Origin of the sequence: Colwellia sp. BRX10-9 (assembly GCF_014077405.1) — a bacterium.
In the GTDB taxonomy this organism is placed as follows: domain Bacteria; phylum Pseudomonadota; class Gammaproteobacteria; order Enterobacterales; family Alteromonadaceae; genus Colwellia_A.
The window spans coordinates 1-17,146 of sequence record NZ_JACGVV010000052.1 but is presented as its reverse complement, the minus strand read 5'-3'; the positions used below and the strand labels follow the sequence as shown (position 1 = coordinate 17,146).

Annotated in this window: 16 protein-coding genes; 10 read left to right on the top strand and 6 right to left on the bottom strand. The window is 38.4% G+C overall.

Going from position 1 to position 17,146, the window contains the following annotated elements; translation table 11 throughout:
- Positions 1–835: 835 nt before the first annotated feature.
- From H4J69_RS18710 to H4J69_RS18700, 3 genes are read left to right on the top strand one after another with little or no spacing between them, the layout of a single operon-like run.
- Positions 836–1,126 carry an OadG family transporter subunit gene (locus H4J69_RS18710; protein WP_182217344.1) on the top strand — a complete coding sequence of 97 codons (291 nt, stop codon included), beginning with the start codon at positions 836–838 and terminating at the stop codon, positions 1,124–1,126.
- Between the two features lie 10 nt (positions 1,127–1,136).
- The gene (gene oadA, locus H4J69_RS18705) at positions 1,137–2,906 is read left to right on the top strand and encodes a sodium-extruding oxaloacetate decarboxylase subunit alpha (protein ID WP_182245058.1); all 1,770 of its coding nucleotides are present in this window, start codon (positions 1,137–1,139) and stop codon (positions 2,904–2,906) included.
- Between the two features lie 6 nt (positions 2,907–2,912).
- On the top strand, positions 2,913–4,043 hold the full coding sequence (locus H4J69_RS18700; protein ID WP_182245059.1) for a sodium ion-translocating decarboxylase subunit beta: 1,131 nt from the start codon (positions 2,913–2,915) through the stop codon (positions 4,041–4,043).
- Positions 4,044–4,170: 127 nt separating this feature from the next.
- Here the strand turns inward: H4J69_RS18700 and H4J69_RS18695 are convergent, their stop codons facing one another.
- The 3 genes from H4J69_RS18695 to H4J69_RS18685 all read right to left on the bottom strand — a co-directional run bounded on the left by H4J69_RS18695 (position 4,171) and on the right by H4J69_RS18685 (position 5,970).
- Positions 4,171–5,016 carry a transporter substrate-binding domain-containing protein gene (locus tag H4J69_RS18695; RefSeq protein WP_182245060.1) on the bottom strand — a complete coding sequence of 282 codons (846 nt, stop codon included), beginning with the start codon at positions 5,014–5,016 and terminating at the stop codon, positions 4,171–4,173.
- Complete coding sequence (pdxH, locus tag H4J69_RS18690; RefSeq protein WP_182217366.1) at positions 5,016–5,687, bottom strand: pyridoxamine 5'-phosphate oxidase; 672 nt, start codon at positions 5,685–5,687, stop codon at positions 5,016–5,018. Before pdxH ends, H4J69_RS18695 begins: the two co-directional genes overlap by 1 nt.
- A gap of 115 nt (positions 5,688–5,802) precedes the next feature.
- Positions 5,803–5,970, bottom strand: a complete 168-nt coding sequence (locus tag H4J69_RS18685; protein WP_157470838.1) for a PA3496 family putative envelope integrity protein — start codon at positions 5,968–5,970, stop codon at positions 5,803–5,805.
- Positions 5,971–6,184: 214 nt separating this feature from the next.
- Between H4J69_RS18685 and H4J69_RS18680 the strand changes: the two genes are divergently transcribed.
- Positions 6,185–8,407 carry a GNAT family N-acetyltransferase gene (locus H4J69_RS18680; protein ID WP_182245061.1) on the top strand — a complete coding sequence of 741 codons (2,223 nt, stop codon included), beginning with the start codon at positions 6,185–6,187 and terminating at the stop codon, positions 8,405–8,407.
- Here the strand turns inward: H4J69_RS18680 and H4J69_RS18675 are convergent, their stop codons facing one another.
- The gene (locus tag H4J69_RS18675; protein ID WP_182245062.1) at positions 8,408–8,665 is read right to left on the bottom strand and encodes a hypothetical protein; all 258 of its coding nucleotides are present in this window, start codon (positions 8,663–8,665) and stop codon (positions 8,408–8,410) included.
- Positions 8,656–8,886, bottom strand: coding sequence for a hypothetical protein (locus H4J69_RS18670; protein WP_182245063.1), 231 nt, complete (start codon positions 8,884–8,886; stop codon positions 8,656–8,658). Before H4J69_RS18670 ends, H4J69_RS18675 begins: the two co-directional genes overlap by 10 nt.
- A gap of 179 nt (positions 8,887–9,065) precedes the next feature.
- Between H4J69_RS18670 and H4J69_RS18665 the strand changes: the two genes are divergently transcribed.
- The 4 genes from H4J69_RS18665 (at position 9,066) to H4J69_RS18650 (ending at position 12,342) form a co-directional block, all read left to right on the top strand.
- Positions 9,066–9,980: an ABC transporter ATP-binding protein gene (locus H4J69_RS18665; protein WP_182245064.1), complete on the top strand. Its 915-nt coding sequence runs from the start codon at positions 9,066–9,068 to the stop codon at positions 9,978–9,980.
- A gap of 5 nt (positions 9,981–9,985) precedes the next feature.
- A complete protein-coding gene (locus H4J69_RS18660) occupies positions 9,986–10,990 on the top strand; it encodes an ABC transporter permease (protein ID WP_182217357.1) in 1,005 nt (334 codons plus the stop codon).
- A gap of 228 nt (positions 10,991–11,218) precedes the next feature.
- Positions 11,219–11,959, top strand: coding sequence for a transporter substrate-binding domain-containing protein (locus H4J69_RS18655; protein ID WP_182245065.1), 741 nt, complete (start codon positions 11,219–11,221; stop codon positions 11,957–11,959).
- Positions 11,956–12,342: a YbaN family protein gene (locus H4J69_RS18650; RefSeq protein WP_182245066.1), complete on the top strand. Its 387-nt coding sequence runs from the start codon at positions 11,956–11,958 to the stop codon at positions 12,340–12,342. Before H4J69_RS18655 ends, H4J69_RS18650 begins: the two co-directional genes overlap by 4 nt.
- Positions 12,343–12,352: 10 nt before the next feature.
- On the opposite strand, the gene H4J69_RS18645 is transcribed toward H4J69_RS18650, so the two are convergent.
- Entirely contained in the window at positions 12,353–12,952 is a 600-nt protein-coding gene (locus H4J69_RS18645) for a DUF4202 domain-containing protein (RefSeq protein ID WP_070374524.1), read from the bottom strand.
- Between the two features lie 291 nt (positions 12,953–13,243).
- Between H4J69_RS18645 and H4J69_RS18640 the strand changes: the two genes are divergently transcribed.
- Together H4J69_RS18640 and eno are read left to right on the top strand one after the other, a co-directional pair.
- On the top strand, positions 13,244–14,881 hold the full coding sequence (locus H4J69_RS18640) for a CTP synthase (RefSeq protein WP_070374523.1): 1,638 nt from the start codon (positions 13,244–13,246) through the stop codon (positions 14,879–14,881).
- Positions 14,882–15,039: 158 nt separating this feature from the next.
- Positions 15,040–16,338 carry a phosphopyruvate hydratase gene (gene eno, locus H4J69_RS18635; RefSeq protein WP_182222863.1) on the top strand — a complete coding sequence of 433 codons (1,299 nt, stop codon included), beginning with the start codon at positions 15,040–15,042 and terminating at the stop codon, positions 16,336–16,338.
- Positions 16,339–17,146: the final 808 nt, after the last annotated feature.

The following is a 17,146-nucleotide window of genomic DNA, read 5'->3' as shown; positions in this document are numbered from 1 at the left end:
TCAGGGCAAGGCTTTGTGAGCAAGATGACGGTGTTCGCTTAACACTCTTGTCGTCATGCTGAATTTATTTCAGTATCTGTTTTTTGGTTCTAAGTACAGATCCTGAAACAAGTTCAGGATGACGGTGTCGTGTTCAATATGACGGTGTTGTGTTCAGAATGACGGAGATTATTCAGGATGACAGTGTTCGCTTTACGCTCTTGTCGTCATGCTGAATTCATTTCAGTATCTGTGTTTTTGGTTCTAAGTACAGATCCTGAAACGAGTTCAGGATGACGGTGTCGTGTTCAAGATGATGGTGTTGTGTTTAGGACTACGGTGGTTGTTAAGGGTAACAGTGCTCGCTTTTCACTCTTGTCGTCATGCTGAATTCATTTCAGTATCTGCGTTTTTGGTTCTAAGTACAGGTCCTGAAACAAGTTCAGGATGACGGTTTTGTGTTCAGGGTTATGGGTGGCATTCAGGGTTTTTGGCTGGGGTCTCTTATGTTTACTTTGTTCAAAATAGCTATTCAATATACATGCTAAAGCAGTTGATTATTTGTTAATTAAACCCCCTTTATATATTTATGCACATATTTAGAATAAACGAAAGCTATATGTATATTGTATATTATACTGGTTTTTATCTCGCTAGCTCAGCAATATAAGAATACTATATTGTATACAATATGGTAAATATACAGTTTTTTCTTAATAAAACGCTAAAAATACTGAATATTTACTCTAATCTAGATTGACACGAAATTATTTTTATGAAACTGCAATAATTAGTTTGCTTTTTAGGCATTGGAGTGATTATTCTAATAAAACTTTTTGTTTGAATGAGACTTTTCATGGAACACCTAAATCAATTATTTGTAGAAGCGGGCACGTTAATGTTTGCTGGTATGGTCTTCGTTTTTATCTTTTTGGGATTAATGATTGTTTTCATTAATGTCGTTTTAAAACGCCTCGCCATCAAATTTCCAGATGCCGTTATCCAAACAAGATCTACCCGCTCAAATCAAAAAACAAAACAAAATGTTGATGGTGTTTCACCTAAAGTGGTGGCAGCAATTACTTCTGCTGTATCGCAATACCGAAAACAACATAATCAACCCTTAAGCAACCATAAAACTAAATAGGAATAAACTCATGACAAAGCCATTAGGTATCACTGAAGTTGTTTTAAGAGATGGTCATCAATCATTGCTCGCCACTCGTTTACGCCTTGAGGATATGTTACCCATTGCGCCAAAACTTGATGAAATTGGTTTTTGGTCAATCGAGTCTTGGGGTGGTGCTACGTTTGACTCTTGTATTCGCTATTTAGGTGAAGATCCTTGGGAACGTTTACGCGCATTAAAAAAAGCGATGCCAAAAACTAAACAACAAATGTTATTTCGCGGTCAAAATATTTTAGGCTACCGTCATTATGCTGATGATGTGGTCGAGAAGTTTGTTGAACGTGCTCATGTTAACGGTATTGACGTGTTTCGCATTTTCGATGCAATGAATGATGTACGTAATTTACAAACAGCGATTAAATCAGCAGTAAAAGTCGGCGCTCATGCGCAAGGCACATTAAGCTATACCGAGAGTCCAGTGCATACCCTTGAAGGTTGGCTGACGATGGCTAAGCAAATTGAAGATATGGGCGCGCATTCTTTATGTATCAAAGACATGTCTGGTCTATTAAAACCTTACGACGCTGAAGAATTGATTGGTCGTCTAAAAGAAACGGTCTCTTTACCTATTGCTTTACATTGTCATGCGACTACAGGTTTAAGTATTGCTACTCACATGAAGGCTATTGATGCCGATGTAGATGTTATCGATACGTCTATTTCTTCAATGAGTATGACTTATGGTCATTCACCGACAGAAACGATTGTTTCGATTGTTGAAGGTACCAAACGAGATACCGGTTTAGACATGGTAAAGCTTGCTGAAGTTGCCACTTACTTTCGTGAAGTTCGTAAAAAGTATGCCAAATTTGAAGGTAGCTTAAAAGGTATCGATGCGCGTATTTTACTTGCACAAGTTCCTGGCGGCATGTTGACAAATATGGAAATGCAGTTAAGAGAACAAGGCGCTGCAGACAAGCTTGATGAAGTATTAATTGAAATTCCAAAAGTAAGAAAAGATCTAGGTTATATCCCATTAGTGACACCAACCTCGCAAATTGTTGGTACGCAAGCGGTATTAAATGTATTGACGGGTGAGCGTTATAAGTCAATCACTAAAGAAACAGCCGGTGTTTTAAAGGGTGAATATGGCGCAACTGCCGATAAAGTTAATGCCGAATTGCAAGCGCGTGTTTTAGATGGCGCTGAAGCGATAACTTGTCGTCCTGCTGATTTAATTAAACCTGAACTTGATAATCTTACTGCAGAATTAGAAGAACTTGCTAAAGAGAAACAGATTGATTTAGCCGATGAAGTGATTGATGACGTTTTAACGTATGCATTGTTCCCGCAAATAGGACTGAAATTTCTAGAAAATAGAAATAACCCGGATGCATTCGAACCTGTGCCTACGATTGAAGATGCGGTAGCAGCCTCTGCACCCGCTAAAAGTTCAACTGCGCCAGAAAGTTATGCCGTTAGTGTTGATGGTCAGGTGTTTGACGTCGTTGTAGGCCCTGGAGGCGATATTAGCCAAATTACTCAGCCTAGTAACAGTCAGTCATCAAAACCGTCCTCATCAACTTCTGAAGCGTTAAATGCACCACTTGCTGGCAATATATTTAAAGTGTTAGTTAATGAAGGTGATGAAGTTGCAGCCGGTGAAGTTGTTATCATTATGGAAGCAATGAAAATGGAAACTGAAATTCGTGCAGTTAACTCAGGTACCGTCACTTCAGTGGATATTAAAGAAGGCGATTCTGTAACTGTTGGTCAAGCTTTATTGAGTTTAGGATAGATAATAATGGATTCGTTAAATAAACTTTGGTTGTCTACTGGCTTAGCTAACTTCGAGTCAGGTCAGGTGATCATGATGATAGTTGGCTGTTTGCTACTTTATCTTGCAATAGCACGTAACTTTGAACCGTTATTGTTATTACCTATGGGCTTTGGTGCGATATTAACCAATATACCATTGGCTGGATTTTCAGAAGTTGGTGGTTTATTACACTTCATCTACTATGCGGGTATTGATACGGGGATATTCCCGTTGATTATCTTTATGGGGGTGGGTGCAATGACCGACTTTGGCGCGTTAATCGCTAACCCTAAAACCTTATTACTTGGTGCTGCAGCACAATTCGGTATCTTTGCCACCTTATTTGGTGCTATTGCTTTAAACGCAATACCTGGTATTGAATTTACGCTTAAAGATGCATCAGCTATTGCTATTATTGGTGGTGCAGATGGTCCGACAGCGATATTTTTAGCATCAAAACTGGCGCCAGAATTATTAGGTGCTATTGCTGTTGCTGCTTATTCCTACATGGCTTTAGTGCCAATTATTCAGCCACCTATTATGCGCGCATTAACCACTGATGCTGAACGTAAAATTGAAATGGCGCAATTACGCCCAGTAACAAAAATTGAAAAAATAGTATTCCCGTTAGGTGTTCTCATGATGACTATTTTCTTTTTACCATCAGCAACACCTTTAGTTGGCATGTTCTGTTTGGGTAATTTGATGCGTGAATGTGGCGTGGTTGAACGATTAAGCTCAACAGCGCAGAACGAGTTAATTAATATCACCACCATATTCTTAGGTTTAGGGGTTGGCTCTAAATTAAGTGCCGAAGCCTTTTTGAATATAGAAACCTTAGGTATTTTAGGTTTAGGTGCCGTGGCATTCTCAATTGGTACTGCTTCTGGGGTATTAATGGCTAAGTTAATGAATAAACTTTCATCAACACCTATAAATCCTCTCATTGGCGCTGCCGGTGTTTCAGCAGTACCTATGGCTGCACGTGTTGCTAATAAAGTGGGTCTGGAAGCTAATCCACACAACTTCTTATTAATGCATGCGATGGGGCCTAACGTTGCCGGTGTGCTTGGTTCAGCGGTTGCGGCAGGAATCTTACTGGCATTAGTTGGATAGGAATTGCGGTACGCTTAACGCGTTAACTAACAAAAACGGGAAGCTTTGCTTCCCGTTTTTTTTCATTTTAGCTGCGCTAATGCCCAGGTACGACAACAAATGACATCTTTGCTAGCTTAGCTATCTTTTACTCAATTATACCGTTATCAGGCAATTGGGCGTAAGGGGCTATTTTTTTAAAGTAGTGAGCGGTATCGTCAGACAGCAAGGCATCTAATTGTTTTTTTAGCTTTGCTCCTACTGCATCGTTTGCAACAGCAAGACTTGCTGCAATAACTTTAAACTTTTGATAATAAATTTTTTGTGGGCTTTCGGGGGAGTTGAATTCTGTTGGAACTTTGGTGGAGAGGTCGTCTTGTAATTCTTTAATCGTTGACATCATAGCCACCCGCTCGAAGAGTATCACTTTAAGTCTCCCGCGTGCCATCATCATAATTAATTGCGCTAAACTGCTTACTTCAACAAACTTTTCTCTGGGAACTTGCGCTAATTCAGCGAAAAAATCAGCATTACCAATTAGCGTACCAATGCTCCCTTCGGGCAAATTTTTGATGTCAAAGTTAGCGGGGGATGTTGAATAAAGATCAACGGTAGTGTCAAAGTGCCAAGATAACTCTTGTGCGTATTGGTAAAAGCTTTGTGTTTCACTATCTTTAGGCGTTAAACCTACCATGTCGATACGGTAACTTTTTAATTCCAGCTTCGCTCGAGCATAGGTCATTATTTGATAATTAAACGTTAGTGTCGAATTTTCTTGCAGGCCATTAAGCATATCAATAACAAAACCACTGCCGTCTTCGTTTACTAAAGGAGGAAATGGCTCCAACCCAACTAAAATATTAGTAGGGTTGGCTAATGATTTAACGCTAAATAAAGCACACAAAACAGCAACACCGACAACTTTATATAACACTGATATGTTGTTTGAAATAGACATCTTATAAATACTGTTTGAATGTTTAAATATAGCCATTAAGGATTCAATTTAAATTGATGCCATAGTACCTTTTTGTCATCTTGATTTTGCTCTGGTTCAAAGCAAATACGGTCATGTAAACGATTAGCTCGACCTTGCCAAAATTCAAGATAATGAGGTTTTATTCGCCAACCACCCCAAAATTCAGGTAAGGGAACTTCTTGGCCAGCAAACTTTTTAGTGTAATAAGCTTCGCTCTGCTTTAATGCTTCTTTACTCGCCAGTGGCGAGCTTTGCTTTGACGCCCATGCGCCAATTTGGCTACCGCGGTCTCTGCTATGAAAATACTGTTCTGATTGTTCAGGCGTTACTTTTTCTACTCTGCCTTCTATCCTGACTTGGCGTTGCAGTACATTCCAATGAAATAATAAGGCTATCTTATTATTCTCATTTAAATCTTGGCTTTTTCGGCTGGCGTAATTAGTATAAAAAACGAAGCCATCGTCATTAAACTCTTTTAACAACACCATACGTGAGCTAGGTTGACCGTTTTGATCGCAGCTGCTGACAGACATAGCTTCAGGTAATAAAATACCTGATTTTTTTGCGTCATCAAACCATTGGCCAAACAATTCGATGGGTGTTGTTTGTTCAGAAATATCGGGCAGTGGTAAGGCAACACCTTGACCAAATGTTAATAAGCAACGTAATTTTTCAAATAATGTCATAACGGTAAATTTAGATGATGTAGGGAGAATAGGTTCGTTAGATAGTAGCATGAATGTTTTATCTGACAATAAGAGATTATCGGCTTAATGCAATCAAAAGTTAATGCAGTGATGACTATATTTCCCAATCATCACTGAAGTCTAATGCTTCACGAAGGCGTTTTTTTTCAAGCAAATCATCGATACGTTTACGCACCTTGCTATTTTTATCTGCTTTTTTACCGGTGGCGAGATCTTTGTCGTAGTTATCAGACTCGTCATTTGCTTTATATTCATCTGCCATTATCGTGTTTTTCTCACGGGTAAGTATTTTTATTAATAAGGATTAATTTCAAGATAGGCAACAACTGAGAAAATTTCAATAAATTAGCTTAATCGCCTACTATTAATGCCATTATTTTTAGTAAATAACCGCAGATAAAAATAAACTATTTGAATTGCGGGAGCACATTGATAAACTGCTTTCACTTTAGTTTTACTGAATTTAGCGCCTGCTTATGTCTAACCGTAATTTCGTCGAATGGCTTGAAGAAATGCAATGTCAGGCTTTGATCAAATTTCAGCGACAACTGGTGTTACTGGTCGGTGATGCTTGCTGGGTCAAACAGTTACTGCAACTTAATGAACAAAACCAGAGTAAAGACGCTTGGCTGGTGTTTAGTCACCACCCCGAAATTTCTGCTACGATCAACAACAAACACTTTGCTCAGCAACTCGGTAGTGAGCATAGTCGAATATTATTTTCAGGTGTTGAAAATAGCGACTGTTCTGCGCTTAATAGTATCAATTTGGATGCTTTTGCGGCGCTCTCTGGCACGCTAGTCGCTGGCGGTGTTATGTGTTTATGGCTTGAAAAACCATTAATACAAGCGATTGAGCAAACAAAGAAAGCTTCACTTAAGTATTTTTATCGACAACTACTCGACAATAAAGCCTTAATTACGATTACACAAAGTGACGAGCAAACGTTTCCGTTGTTAGATGGTATAGCACCAGTAATATCGACCGTCTCTAGTGATTTTTTATATCAATGTAAAACCAAAGAACAACAAATAGCTGTTGAACATATTATTAAGGTCAGCCGAGGTCATCGAAACCGCCCATTAGTGTTAACCGCTGATCGTGGTCGTGGAAAATCATCAGCGCTTGCTATTGCTTGTGTTGAGCTCATTGCAAATAACACCGCTATGGGCCATGAAAAAATTAATATAGTTATTACCGCACCCCATGTTCGTTCTTTATCGGTTTTTTACCGGCAACTTGCTTGTTCATTAGCGGCACTTGGCGAAAAATTTGACTATGCTAATACCAGCAAAACCGCTTTGGTTCACCCCTTGGGTTCGATAACTTTTGTTGCGGTCGATCAACTTATTCGCCGCGATGATCCATTGAATATTTCGCTATTACTGGTTGACGAGGCAGCTGCCATTCCGGTGCCTTTATTAACAAGCTTAACGGCTCTTTTTTCTCGTGTTGTTTTTTCAAGTACGGTTCATGGTTATGAAGGAGCAGGGCGCGGCTTTACGGTAAAGTTTCAACAAGCGTTAACAAAGCAAGTGCCGCAGTGGCGAAGCTTTCATATGCATCAGCCTATTCGCTGGCGTCAAGACGATCCGTTAGAAGTCTTTGTTTTTGAAAGTTGTTTACTTAACGCCAAGTTAACAGAATTGCCGTTACTAACTCAGCCTGTAACCGAAATTTCTTTGGATAAAGCAACCTTAAGCCAATCATCAACAGTGCAGTTGGCTAAAGAATCGTTATCTTTTAGCCAAGTGTCATCAACTTCGTTGATTGAAGACACAGCGTTATTAAAGCAAGTTTTTGCTGTGCTGGTCACCGCTCATTACCAAACGTCACCGAACGATATTACGCTATTACTTGATAATAAAGCGCTACAATTATTTGTCGCCAAATTAGGTGATGATATTGTCGGTGTTGCCTTACTTCTTGAAGAAGGGTGTAATACAGCAGCCGATATTCAAGCGATAGCAACAAATCAACGTCGACTAAAAAATCAGTTTATTCCCCAATCTTTATTAACTCATTGTGGTTTTAGTGAAAGCTTTAGTTATCAATATCTGCGGGTTTTACGCATAGCTATTCATCCACAATATCAAGGATATGGTTTTGGGCATTGTTTTGTTAAAGCGCTAGAAAATTTTGCAAAAAAGCAGCAAGTTGATTTTATTGGCGCGAGTTTTGGTGCCAATGCGCAGTTACTTAAGTTTTGGCAAGATGCTGATTATCAAATTGCTCGAATAGGTTTTACTAAAGACCAAGCCAGTGGTGAGCATTCCGCGCTGGTGGTTTCTGCAATGAGCGACCGGGGGCAATTTTTTCAACGAAAAATTGCCAGTGAATTTTATAGTTCATTCGATTATTTACTCACCGATGAATACAAAGGTTTATCGCCTAAGTTAGTGTGGCAAATATTACATCATTGCCCTGATAAAAGTTTACCGCAGTTAAGCGCCCATCAGCTGAGCAGCATTAGCGATTTTATTCAACAAAAACGGCAGTTTAGTCATTGCGTAAAAGCGTTACATTATTGGTGTCTTTTACACTGTAAAGAAAATTATCAAGCAAGTATACTCGTGTTAATCGAGCGTATTTTACAGAAAAAGCCCGTTGATGAAGTATGTAAGAATCATCAGTTAACCGGTAAAAAAATGCTAAATCAGGCATTAATTGACTACATTGCGCAGGCTCAAGCGCAATAGCTATTCAATCTGTTGTTGCCAAAATTTAAGCATAGTAAAATAATGGCAAGGCTGACTGGCGAAAGCGGTGAAGTCGTCATGTTTGATAAGGCGAGTTAAATAATAGCTGATCACCTTTGCTAATCGATTACTGGGATGCTGCGCATAAGTCTTGGTCAATACGCTCAACCAATCTTCTATTTGATAAAGCTCACTTGAATATGCAATAGCGCAATGAATACTATCTTTGTGAGAGCCCGCAGAATAAGTTAACGGCATGTTGATTGCTCTCCCTGCAAGCTGCTTTGTAAGAGTGATTGCCACAATGTTTTACGCGCAGCATCATCTAAGCACCTGCACTCATTACCGGGCAAAGCGCCAGACAAGATTAACTTTTCTAATAATATGATGGGTAATTCAACTTTTGCCTTTTCAGTGTGTATGTGGTGATAATTGTCTTGGATATTTTTTCTATTGATAGAATATTGTTGCGCACCCATGATGAAACTCCTTTGTTTTGCCGATGACGTTAGATTTAATTTAATGTAATAGTTACCACAATGCAAATGATAATTATTATCATTTGTATTATGGCGGTATTTTATTGTTTTTAGTGATGTGATCTTTACACAGATCCCATTACAATAATGAGCAAGCATTAGGTATTATTAGGAAAGTTATGACACAGAGTCAGCAACGGGTTGGTCAAACAAAAAACGATGTTATTGAAGTTAATCATTTAGTTAAAAGTTATAAAGGCGTGCAAGCGGTTGATGATATTAGTTTCACCATTACTAAAGGGCACTGTTTTGGTTTGTTAGGACCAAATGGTGCAGGAAAAACGACGACCATTGAAATAATGGAAGGGATAATTCCAGCGACCAGTGGTGAAGTGCTTTACTCAGGAAAAAGCATAGGTAAGGATATAAGTCAGCAAATTGGCATTCAATTTCAAAGTACTGCTTTGCAAGATTTTTTAACGGTACAAGAGACCTTAAATTTATTCACCGCATTTTATGACAACACTGTACCTCATCAGCAATTAATTGAGCTCTGTGGCTTAAAAGATTTTTTAGATAGAGATAATCGTTTGTTGTCGGGTGGACAACGCCAACGGTTATTATTAGCACTGGCGTTAATTAATGACCCCGATATTATTTTTCTTGATGAACCCACCACTGGGCTTGATCCACAGGCGAGACGTAATTTTTGGCAATTAATAAAAAATATTAAAGCCCAAAATAAGACGGTTATTTTAACCACTCATTACATGGACGAAGCGGAACAACTTTGTGATGAAGTAGTTATTATGGACAATGGTAAAATTATTGAAAGTGGCACACCTAATCGATTACTTGCTAAGCATTTTCAAGAGGTCTTTATTTATTTACCTCTAGAGCAAGTACCGCAGCCATTAATTGAAAAACATCAGTGGACTATCGAACACGAGCGGGTCGAAATAACGACGCAACATGTGGAAGAAACTATTAGCTTGTTAATTGCTGAGAAAATTCCATTAGAAGGTTTACAAGTAAAGTCTCCAAATCTTGATGACCTTTTTCTAAAATTAACCGGCCATTCGTTGAGAGAGTAAAATATATGAATTTCAAACGTTTTTTTGCGGTAGTCAAAGCCCGTAATATTGAATTTTTTCGCGATCGTTCATCGTTAGGGTGGAATTTATTTTTCCCTATTCTCATGTTAGCGGGTTTATCTTTTGTTTTTTCTGGTGACGGAAAAGCCGTTTATAAAGTGGGGGTTATCGACAGTAAAACCGTTCAATCGAGTTTTATGGAAACACGTTACGTTGACTTTATCGATTATCAAGATAAGGCGTTAGCAACCGTAAAATTAGAACAGCATGCTATTGATTTTTTAGTCGACTTTAGCCAAAAAAGCTATTGGGTTAACCAAGGTTCGCCAAACAGTTACCTGGTTGAAAAAATCTTTTTAGGACAACACAATAACTTTCAACGCTTAGAAACCTATGGGAAGAAAATTCGTTATGTCGACTGGGTTCTGCCTGGGATCCTTGGAATGAACATGATGTTTAGTTGCCTATTTGGTGTTGGCTACGTGATAGTACGTTATCGGAAAAATGCGGTATTAAAACGTTTAAAAGCGACACCGCTTTCAGCGTTTGAATTTGTATCAGCACAATTAGTGTCACGTATTTTTATTGTGATGTTTATGTCGAGTGTTGTTTATATTGGCTGTAATTTCTTTTTTGATTTTTACATGCTGGGCAGCTATTTTGATCTATTTATCATCGCAGTTTTAGGTGCTATTAGCTTAATATCTTTAGGTTTGCTGGTCGCGAGCAGAAGTAAGAGTGAAGAGCTTATTGGCGGTTTACTTAATTTGACCTCATGGCCAATGATGTTGTTATCAGGTGTTTGGTTTAGTCTAGAAGGTGCACCCAATGCGGTAAAAGTTTTTGCTGACTTTTTACCTTTAACTCATTTAGTGGCTGGAGCGAGAAAAGTGATCACCGAAGGTGCAACCCTAGCTGATATCAGTTATCACCTGAGCGCACTTTTGATTATGAGTACTATTTTTTTAGCGTTAGGCTCTTACTTATTTAGTTGGAATACCGAGCGATAATAGCGGTTGCTGTTTTATAGCGAGACCTATCAATAATTATACTAGGTCTCGTTGCGTGACAAAAACCATCGATAACCCCCTCATCGTTAGGAGTGTTATCGATAATACCTCGCTGTTGAGCAAAGATAACCTTGTTATAAATCAGTGAAATTTAAAGTGTTTAAAAAATATTTTTTTATTAGATGAAATATATTATGCTTAATTCATAGCAGTTAAGGATAGTTATTAGTGATTACCAATCGTGTGTTTATTAAGTTTATTTGCCTTTTAAGTGTGTTTTTTTACTGTAATACCAGTATTGCGACAGATATATTACGTGTCAGTATTCCTCAAATGCCAGTTCATGCGGTAAGCAAAGATGAAGGGGTTTTGGTCGATTTTGTTAAAGTGCTTGCCAAGAAACTAGACCAAAATATAGAAATCCAGATAGTGCCTTTTTCGCGTTCTATCTATTATGTTATTACTAATCAAGTTGATTTTCATTTACCCTTTATTAAGCCCAAAGCTGAGAATTCGCCTCAAGATAACTTTATTTACTCAGACGAAACTATTTTTCATGTCAACTTTGTACTTTATACCCATAAAGATAGGTTTGTTGATCTCACTAAACTGGTAAATTATAAGATTGAAACTGATGCTGCTCACCTGCCTTTTTTTAGTGAATTAAAGATGGGTTCTAGTTGTATCCTTTGTAGTTTAAAGAAAGTGCAGCACAAAATGACCGACGGTTATATTTTTGCTGATTCTTCCACCGATCCTCTTTTACGTGAAAATTTGCCGTTGTTAGCTGCTGTTAAACGTCAACTTTATAAAAAGTTTGAAGTTAAAATGGTTTTTCCTAAGACAGAGAAAGGACAAAGTCTAAATAAAGCACTTAGTGTAATTGTTAATGAAATGCGCTTGTCAGGAGAGCTACAGCAGTTATTATCCTCAGTTGACTTTATCTATAATGATTGGCAAATAGAATGAACGAACTGCTAGCACAGAGGCTCTTAAAACTTACTGGTTTGTTCTTTGTAGGTCTTGCTCTACTGGGTGTGGTATTGCCGATTTTTCCTACCACACCTTTTCTGTTAGTTGCGGCGAGTTGTTTTGCTAAGTCCTCGCCACGTATGAATAAAATATTACTTAGACATAAAGTTTTTGGCCCCTTGATTTACCATTGGCAAACATCAGGCAGTATTCCTAAAAGGGCTAAAACAATCGCTTTAAGTACTATTATCTTAGCCACCATGGGTTCGTGCTATCAATTAGACAATAACCTACTGCGAGTGTTGGTCATCGTTTTAGTTGCAGGGCCCTTTATTTTTCTATGGCGTTTACCTCTTTCAGCAGAGGAACAACAAACTTAACTGTTAATTATTAATCAGCGAGTGCTTTACCCACTAAGGTCGCTAAATGGTTAGGTAGTGTTAATGAAAGTGCTATTTCGTGGCCACGCGCTGACATTTTTCCCCAAGTTTTCTTCACTATCCTTATGATTTTAGCTTCGTTGTCTGCTTCGGTATATTTAGCGGCAAAAGCGTCAAAGTAATATTGTAAAAAGACTAAGCAAGCGACATCCTCTAACGTTTGCGTGTTGGCATTTGTTTTGAGCTGTTCTTTTCTTAAAATACAAGCGGTCAATTCAGCCTCATGCTCAGAATAATCATTTTCTAACATTAATGACTTAGTGAGCTCAGCGTGGAACTTTCCTTGGGAAATCCGCCACTGATAATAGCCAGCTTTGCCTTCATCAAATTCGGTACGCTTTAAGTCCCAGCGTTTAATATGCTGTGCCCGCACAGCTATTTGTAATAATTCATTTGACTGAGGAAAATACTGCTCAAGACAAGAGGTCATGTATTGACCATAAAGTAATTCATTGGCTTGAGGATGCCCATTAACAAGTGTTTGATTGGGATCTTCACTATTTATTTTATCGATAGCACAAAGTACGGCGGTTAAACGAGATGAAGTCATAAAGGGTATCCAATGCCTAGGGTGAATTAAAACAATATGTTAGCTTTTTATCGATAAAATAAACACAGTCATTAAATATTTTTGTCAAAATAACAGAAATTGATCTGTAGATCATATTGTCGTGGTAGCTAGTTTTAAGTATAATGTTTTCCCGTCCTGCTAGGTTGGTGTGTTTTTCAAAATCATGACTAAACTTACCTCATTATTCGCTAATTAATTCGTATAATAAGCTAGCAAAACAACTTAAGTAAAACACACAAAATTCCTGCTCACTCTGACTTTTGGTATCACATGACAACTAGATATATTTTTGTAACCGGCGGCGTTGTATCGTCTCTTGGTAAAGGTATTGCCGCGGCTTCTCTTGCTGCAATTCTTGAAGCACGCGGCTTAAAAGTCACAATGTTAAAACTTGACCCTTATATTAATGTTGACCCGGGTACGATGAGTCCTATTCAACATGGTGAAGTGTTTGTTACCGAAGACGGCGCGGAAACTGATTTGGATTTAGGGCATTATGAACGATTTATTCGTACCAAAATGACCAAGCTTAATAACTTCACCACCGGCAGAATATATCAAGATATTCTTGCACGTGAGCGCAAAGGTGAGTTTTTAGGTGCCACTATTCAAGTTATTCCTCATATTACTAACGACATTAAGCGTCGCGTTATCGAGGGTGCTGAAGGTTATGACGTTGCTATGGTTGAGATTGGCGGCACGGTTGGTGATATTGAATCACAACCTTTCTTAGAAGCTATTCGCCAGTTAGGTACCGAATTAGGACGTGAACGTGCGATGTATATGCACCTAACGTTAGTGCCTTATATTAAAACAGCCGGCGAAATTAAAACAAAACCAACTCAACATTCAGTGAAAGAGCTACGCTCAATCGGTATCGTCCCTGATATTTTAGTGTGTCGAAGTGAACGCACTGTGCCTGCTAATGAGCGAGCAAAAATATCTTTGTTTACCAATGTTGCTGAAAAAGCGGTTTTATCAATGCGTGACGTTGATAGCATTTATAAGATTCCGGCGTTACTTAAAGCCCAAGGTATAGATGAATTAGTGGTTAAACGTTTTGGTCTTGATGTACCTGCAGCCGATTTAAGTGAATGGGAAAAAGTACTCTATCAAGAAGCTAACCCTTTTGGTGAAGTTACCATAGGCATGGTAGGTAAATATATTGAATTACCAGACGCGTATAAATCTGTTAACGAAGCATTAAAACATGCCGGCTTGAAAAACCAAGTAACGGTAAACATTAAATACATTGACTCACAAGATCTTGAGAGCAAAGGAACTGATGTTTTAGGAACCGTTGATGCGATATTAGTGCCAGGTGGTTTTGGTATTCGTGGCGTTGAAGGAAAAATTTTAGCGGCGAAATATGCCCGTGAAAACAAAGTGCCTTATTTAGGTATTTGTTTAGGTATGCAAGTGGCGCTTATTGATTATGCCCGCAATGTTGCTGGTCTTACTGACGCTCATAGCACCGAATTTAACCCTGAAACCCCACATCCAGTGGTTGGTTTAATTAATGAATGGTTAGATGAAGAAGGCCAAGTTGAATACCGTCATGAAAATTCAGACTTAGGCGGCACGATGCGTTTAGGTTCACAATTGTGCCACCTTGTGAAAGGTACCAAGGCATATGACGTATATGGCAGTGAAACAATTTATGAGAGACACCGTCATCGTTATGAGGTAAATAATAACTACCGTGAGCAAATTAGCAAAGCTGGTTTGGTGTTCTCGGGGTTATCTACGGATAAAACATTAGTTGAGATGATTGAAATACCGGATCATCCTTGGTTTATTGCTGGGCAGTTTCATCCTGAGTTTAATTCAACTCCACGTGATGGACACCCATTGTTTGAAAGCTTTATTGCTGCTTCATTTGAGCATCAAAAACAGCAATCAAGTTAAACCTGAAAATTAATAAAACCGTAGCATAGTGCTGCGGTTTTGCTTTCTGGCATAATTATTTATGGCAAAATGTTTTATCAGTAAAATGTAAACTAAAAACTATTACCAACTTAATAGCGGTTCATTCGCTGTAGTGCACTCAATTTAAAGGAATTATAATGTCGAATATCAGTAAAATTATCGCCCGTGAAATTATGGACTCTCGTGGTAACCCAACCGTTGAAGCTGACGTTTTTTTAGCATCGGGTGCTTGGGGCCGTGCTGCTGCACCCTCTGGCGCATCAACCGGTTCACGTGAAGCGTTAGAGTTACGTGATGGTGATAAGTCTCGTTATTTAGGTAAAGGCGTATTAAAAGCGGTTGCGGCGATAAACAATGACATTCAAACGGCATTGATCGGACAAAGTGCTTTAGAACAAGCCACTATTGATCAAATCATGATCGACTTAGACGGTACTGAAAATAAAGAAAAATTTGGTGCCAATGCTATTTTAGCGGTTTCATTAGCAAATGCAAAAGCAGCCGCAATGGAAAAGAAAGTACAATTGTTTGAACATATCGCTGATTTAAACGGAACACCGGGTCAATACTCATTACCTTTACCTATGATGAATATTATCAATGGCGGTGAACATGCAGACAATAATGTTGATATTCAAGAGTTCATGATCCAACCGGTGAGTGCTAAAAGCTTCAGTGAAGCATTACGTATGGGCGCTGAAATATTTCATGCCTTGAAAAAAGTATTATCAGCAAAAGGTTTAAATACTGCCGTTGGTGATGAAGGTGGTTTTGCACCTGATTTAGCCTCGAATGCTGACGCCTTAGCCGTTATTAAGGAAGCAGTTTCTGCTGCCGGTTATGAATTAGGTAAAGACATTACGTTAGCGATGGATTGTGCTGCTTCAGAATTTTATGATAGCGAGAAAGGCATTTACGACCTGAAAGGCGAAGGCAAGCAATTTACAGCTAACGAATTCTCTGATTTCTTAGCAACGTTATGTGAAGAATATCCTATCGTTTCTATTGAAGACGGCTTGGACGAGTCTGATTGGGATGGTTTTGCTTACCAAACAAAATTATTGGGCGATAAAATACAAATTGTTGGCGATGATTTATTTGTAACGAATACTAAAATCTTAGCACGTGGTATTGAACAAGGTATTGGCAACTCAATTTTAATTAAGTTTAACCAAATTGGTACCTTAACTGAAACATTAGCGGCGATTAAAATGGCGAAAGATGCTGGTTTTACTGCCGTTATTTCTCATCGTTCAGGCGAAACTGAAGATGCAACGATTGCTGATTTAGCGGTAGGTACAGCGGCAGGCCAAATTAAAACTGGTTCACTTTGTCGTTCAGACCGTGTTTCTAAGTACAACCAATTACTACGTATTGAAGAGTACCTTGGTGATAAAGCTATATTTAATGGCCTGTCAGAAGTTAAAGGCCAATAACGATTAAACTATGTTTATTTCTTCCTACCACGTTGTTAGAAGTACTCATTGACTATCGTCAACTCCGTGCGTCTGCCTAGTGGTAGTTTGAACTAACTCATATTTTAATTCGTTATTTGAGTTATAAATATAGTCATAAGAAGCCACTCATTTGAGTGGTTTTTTATTTTTAGGGATAACTGATTTAGATAGGAGACTAGTTTAATAAAACATCAATTGTCATGATTGGTGTTTTTTTGTTTCTGTTGATGCTTAACAATATAAAATATAGACACTTAATGATCACAGACTGTCGAGGGGGTAATAAGCTAGGGGCAGGGTAGTGTCTTTTGAAAGCCTTTTACAGGCACCTCTACTATATCTTTTAGGATTTTAGCCGGCCTAACTCGATGCAACTTTATTACGTTAAGTGGTTAATATTCTGGGCTAAGTTACTGGCTAGTTAAATGCTATTAATTAGGCTTTAGGTTATAATATTTGTGCGAACATGCTCGCTAAACTTACTGCTTAAACTCATTATTAATATGCTTTTAGAGAACTTTTATGTCAAATAAGTCAGTACCTACAGCGCCAACAAGTAATTACTATGCCACCCATGATAATGCTGCACAATAATAAGGCACTGAAACACCGCTATCCATTGGTCAGCAACAAGGCATGTACTTCATCTTGTAAGCCTTTGCATATCGATTTTTATAGATATTGACTAAATGAGTGAATTTCAGGCAAGCTTTACTTCTCCCCCAAGGTAGCTGTATTTTTCTTGCTGTTTTTGAATGTAGCTATGTTTACGCGCTATTCAAACAAG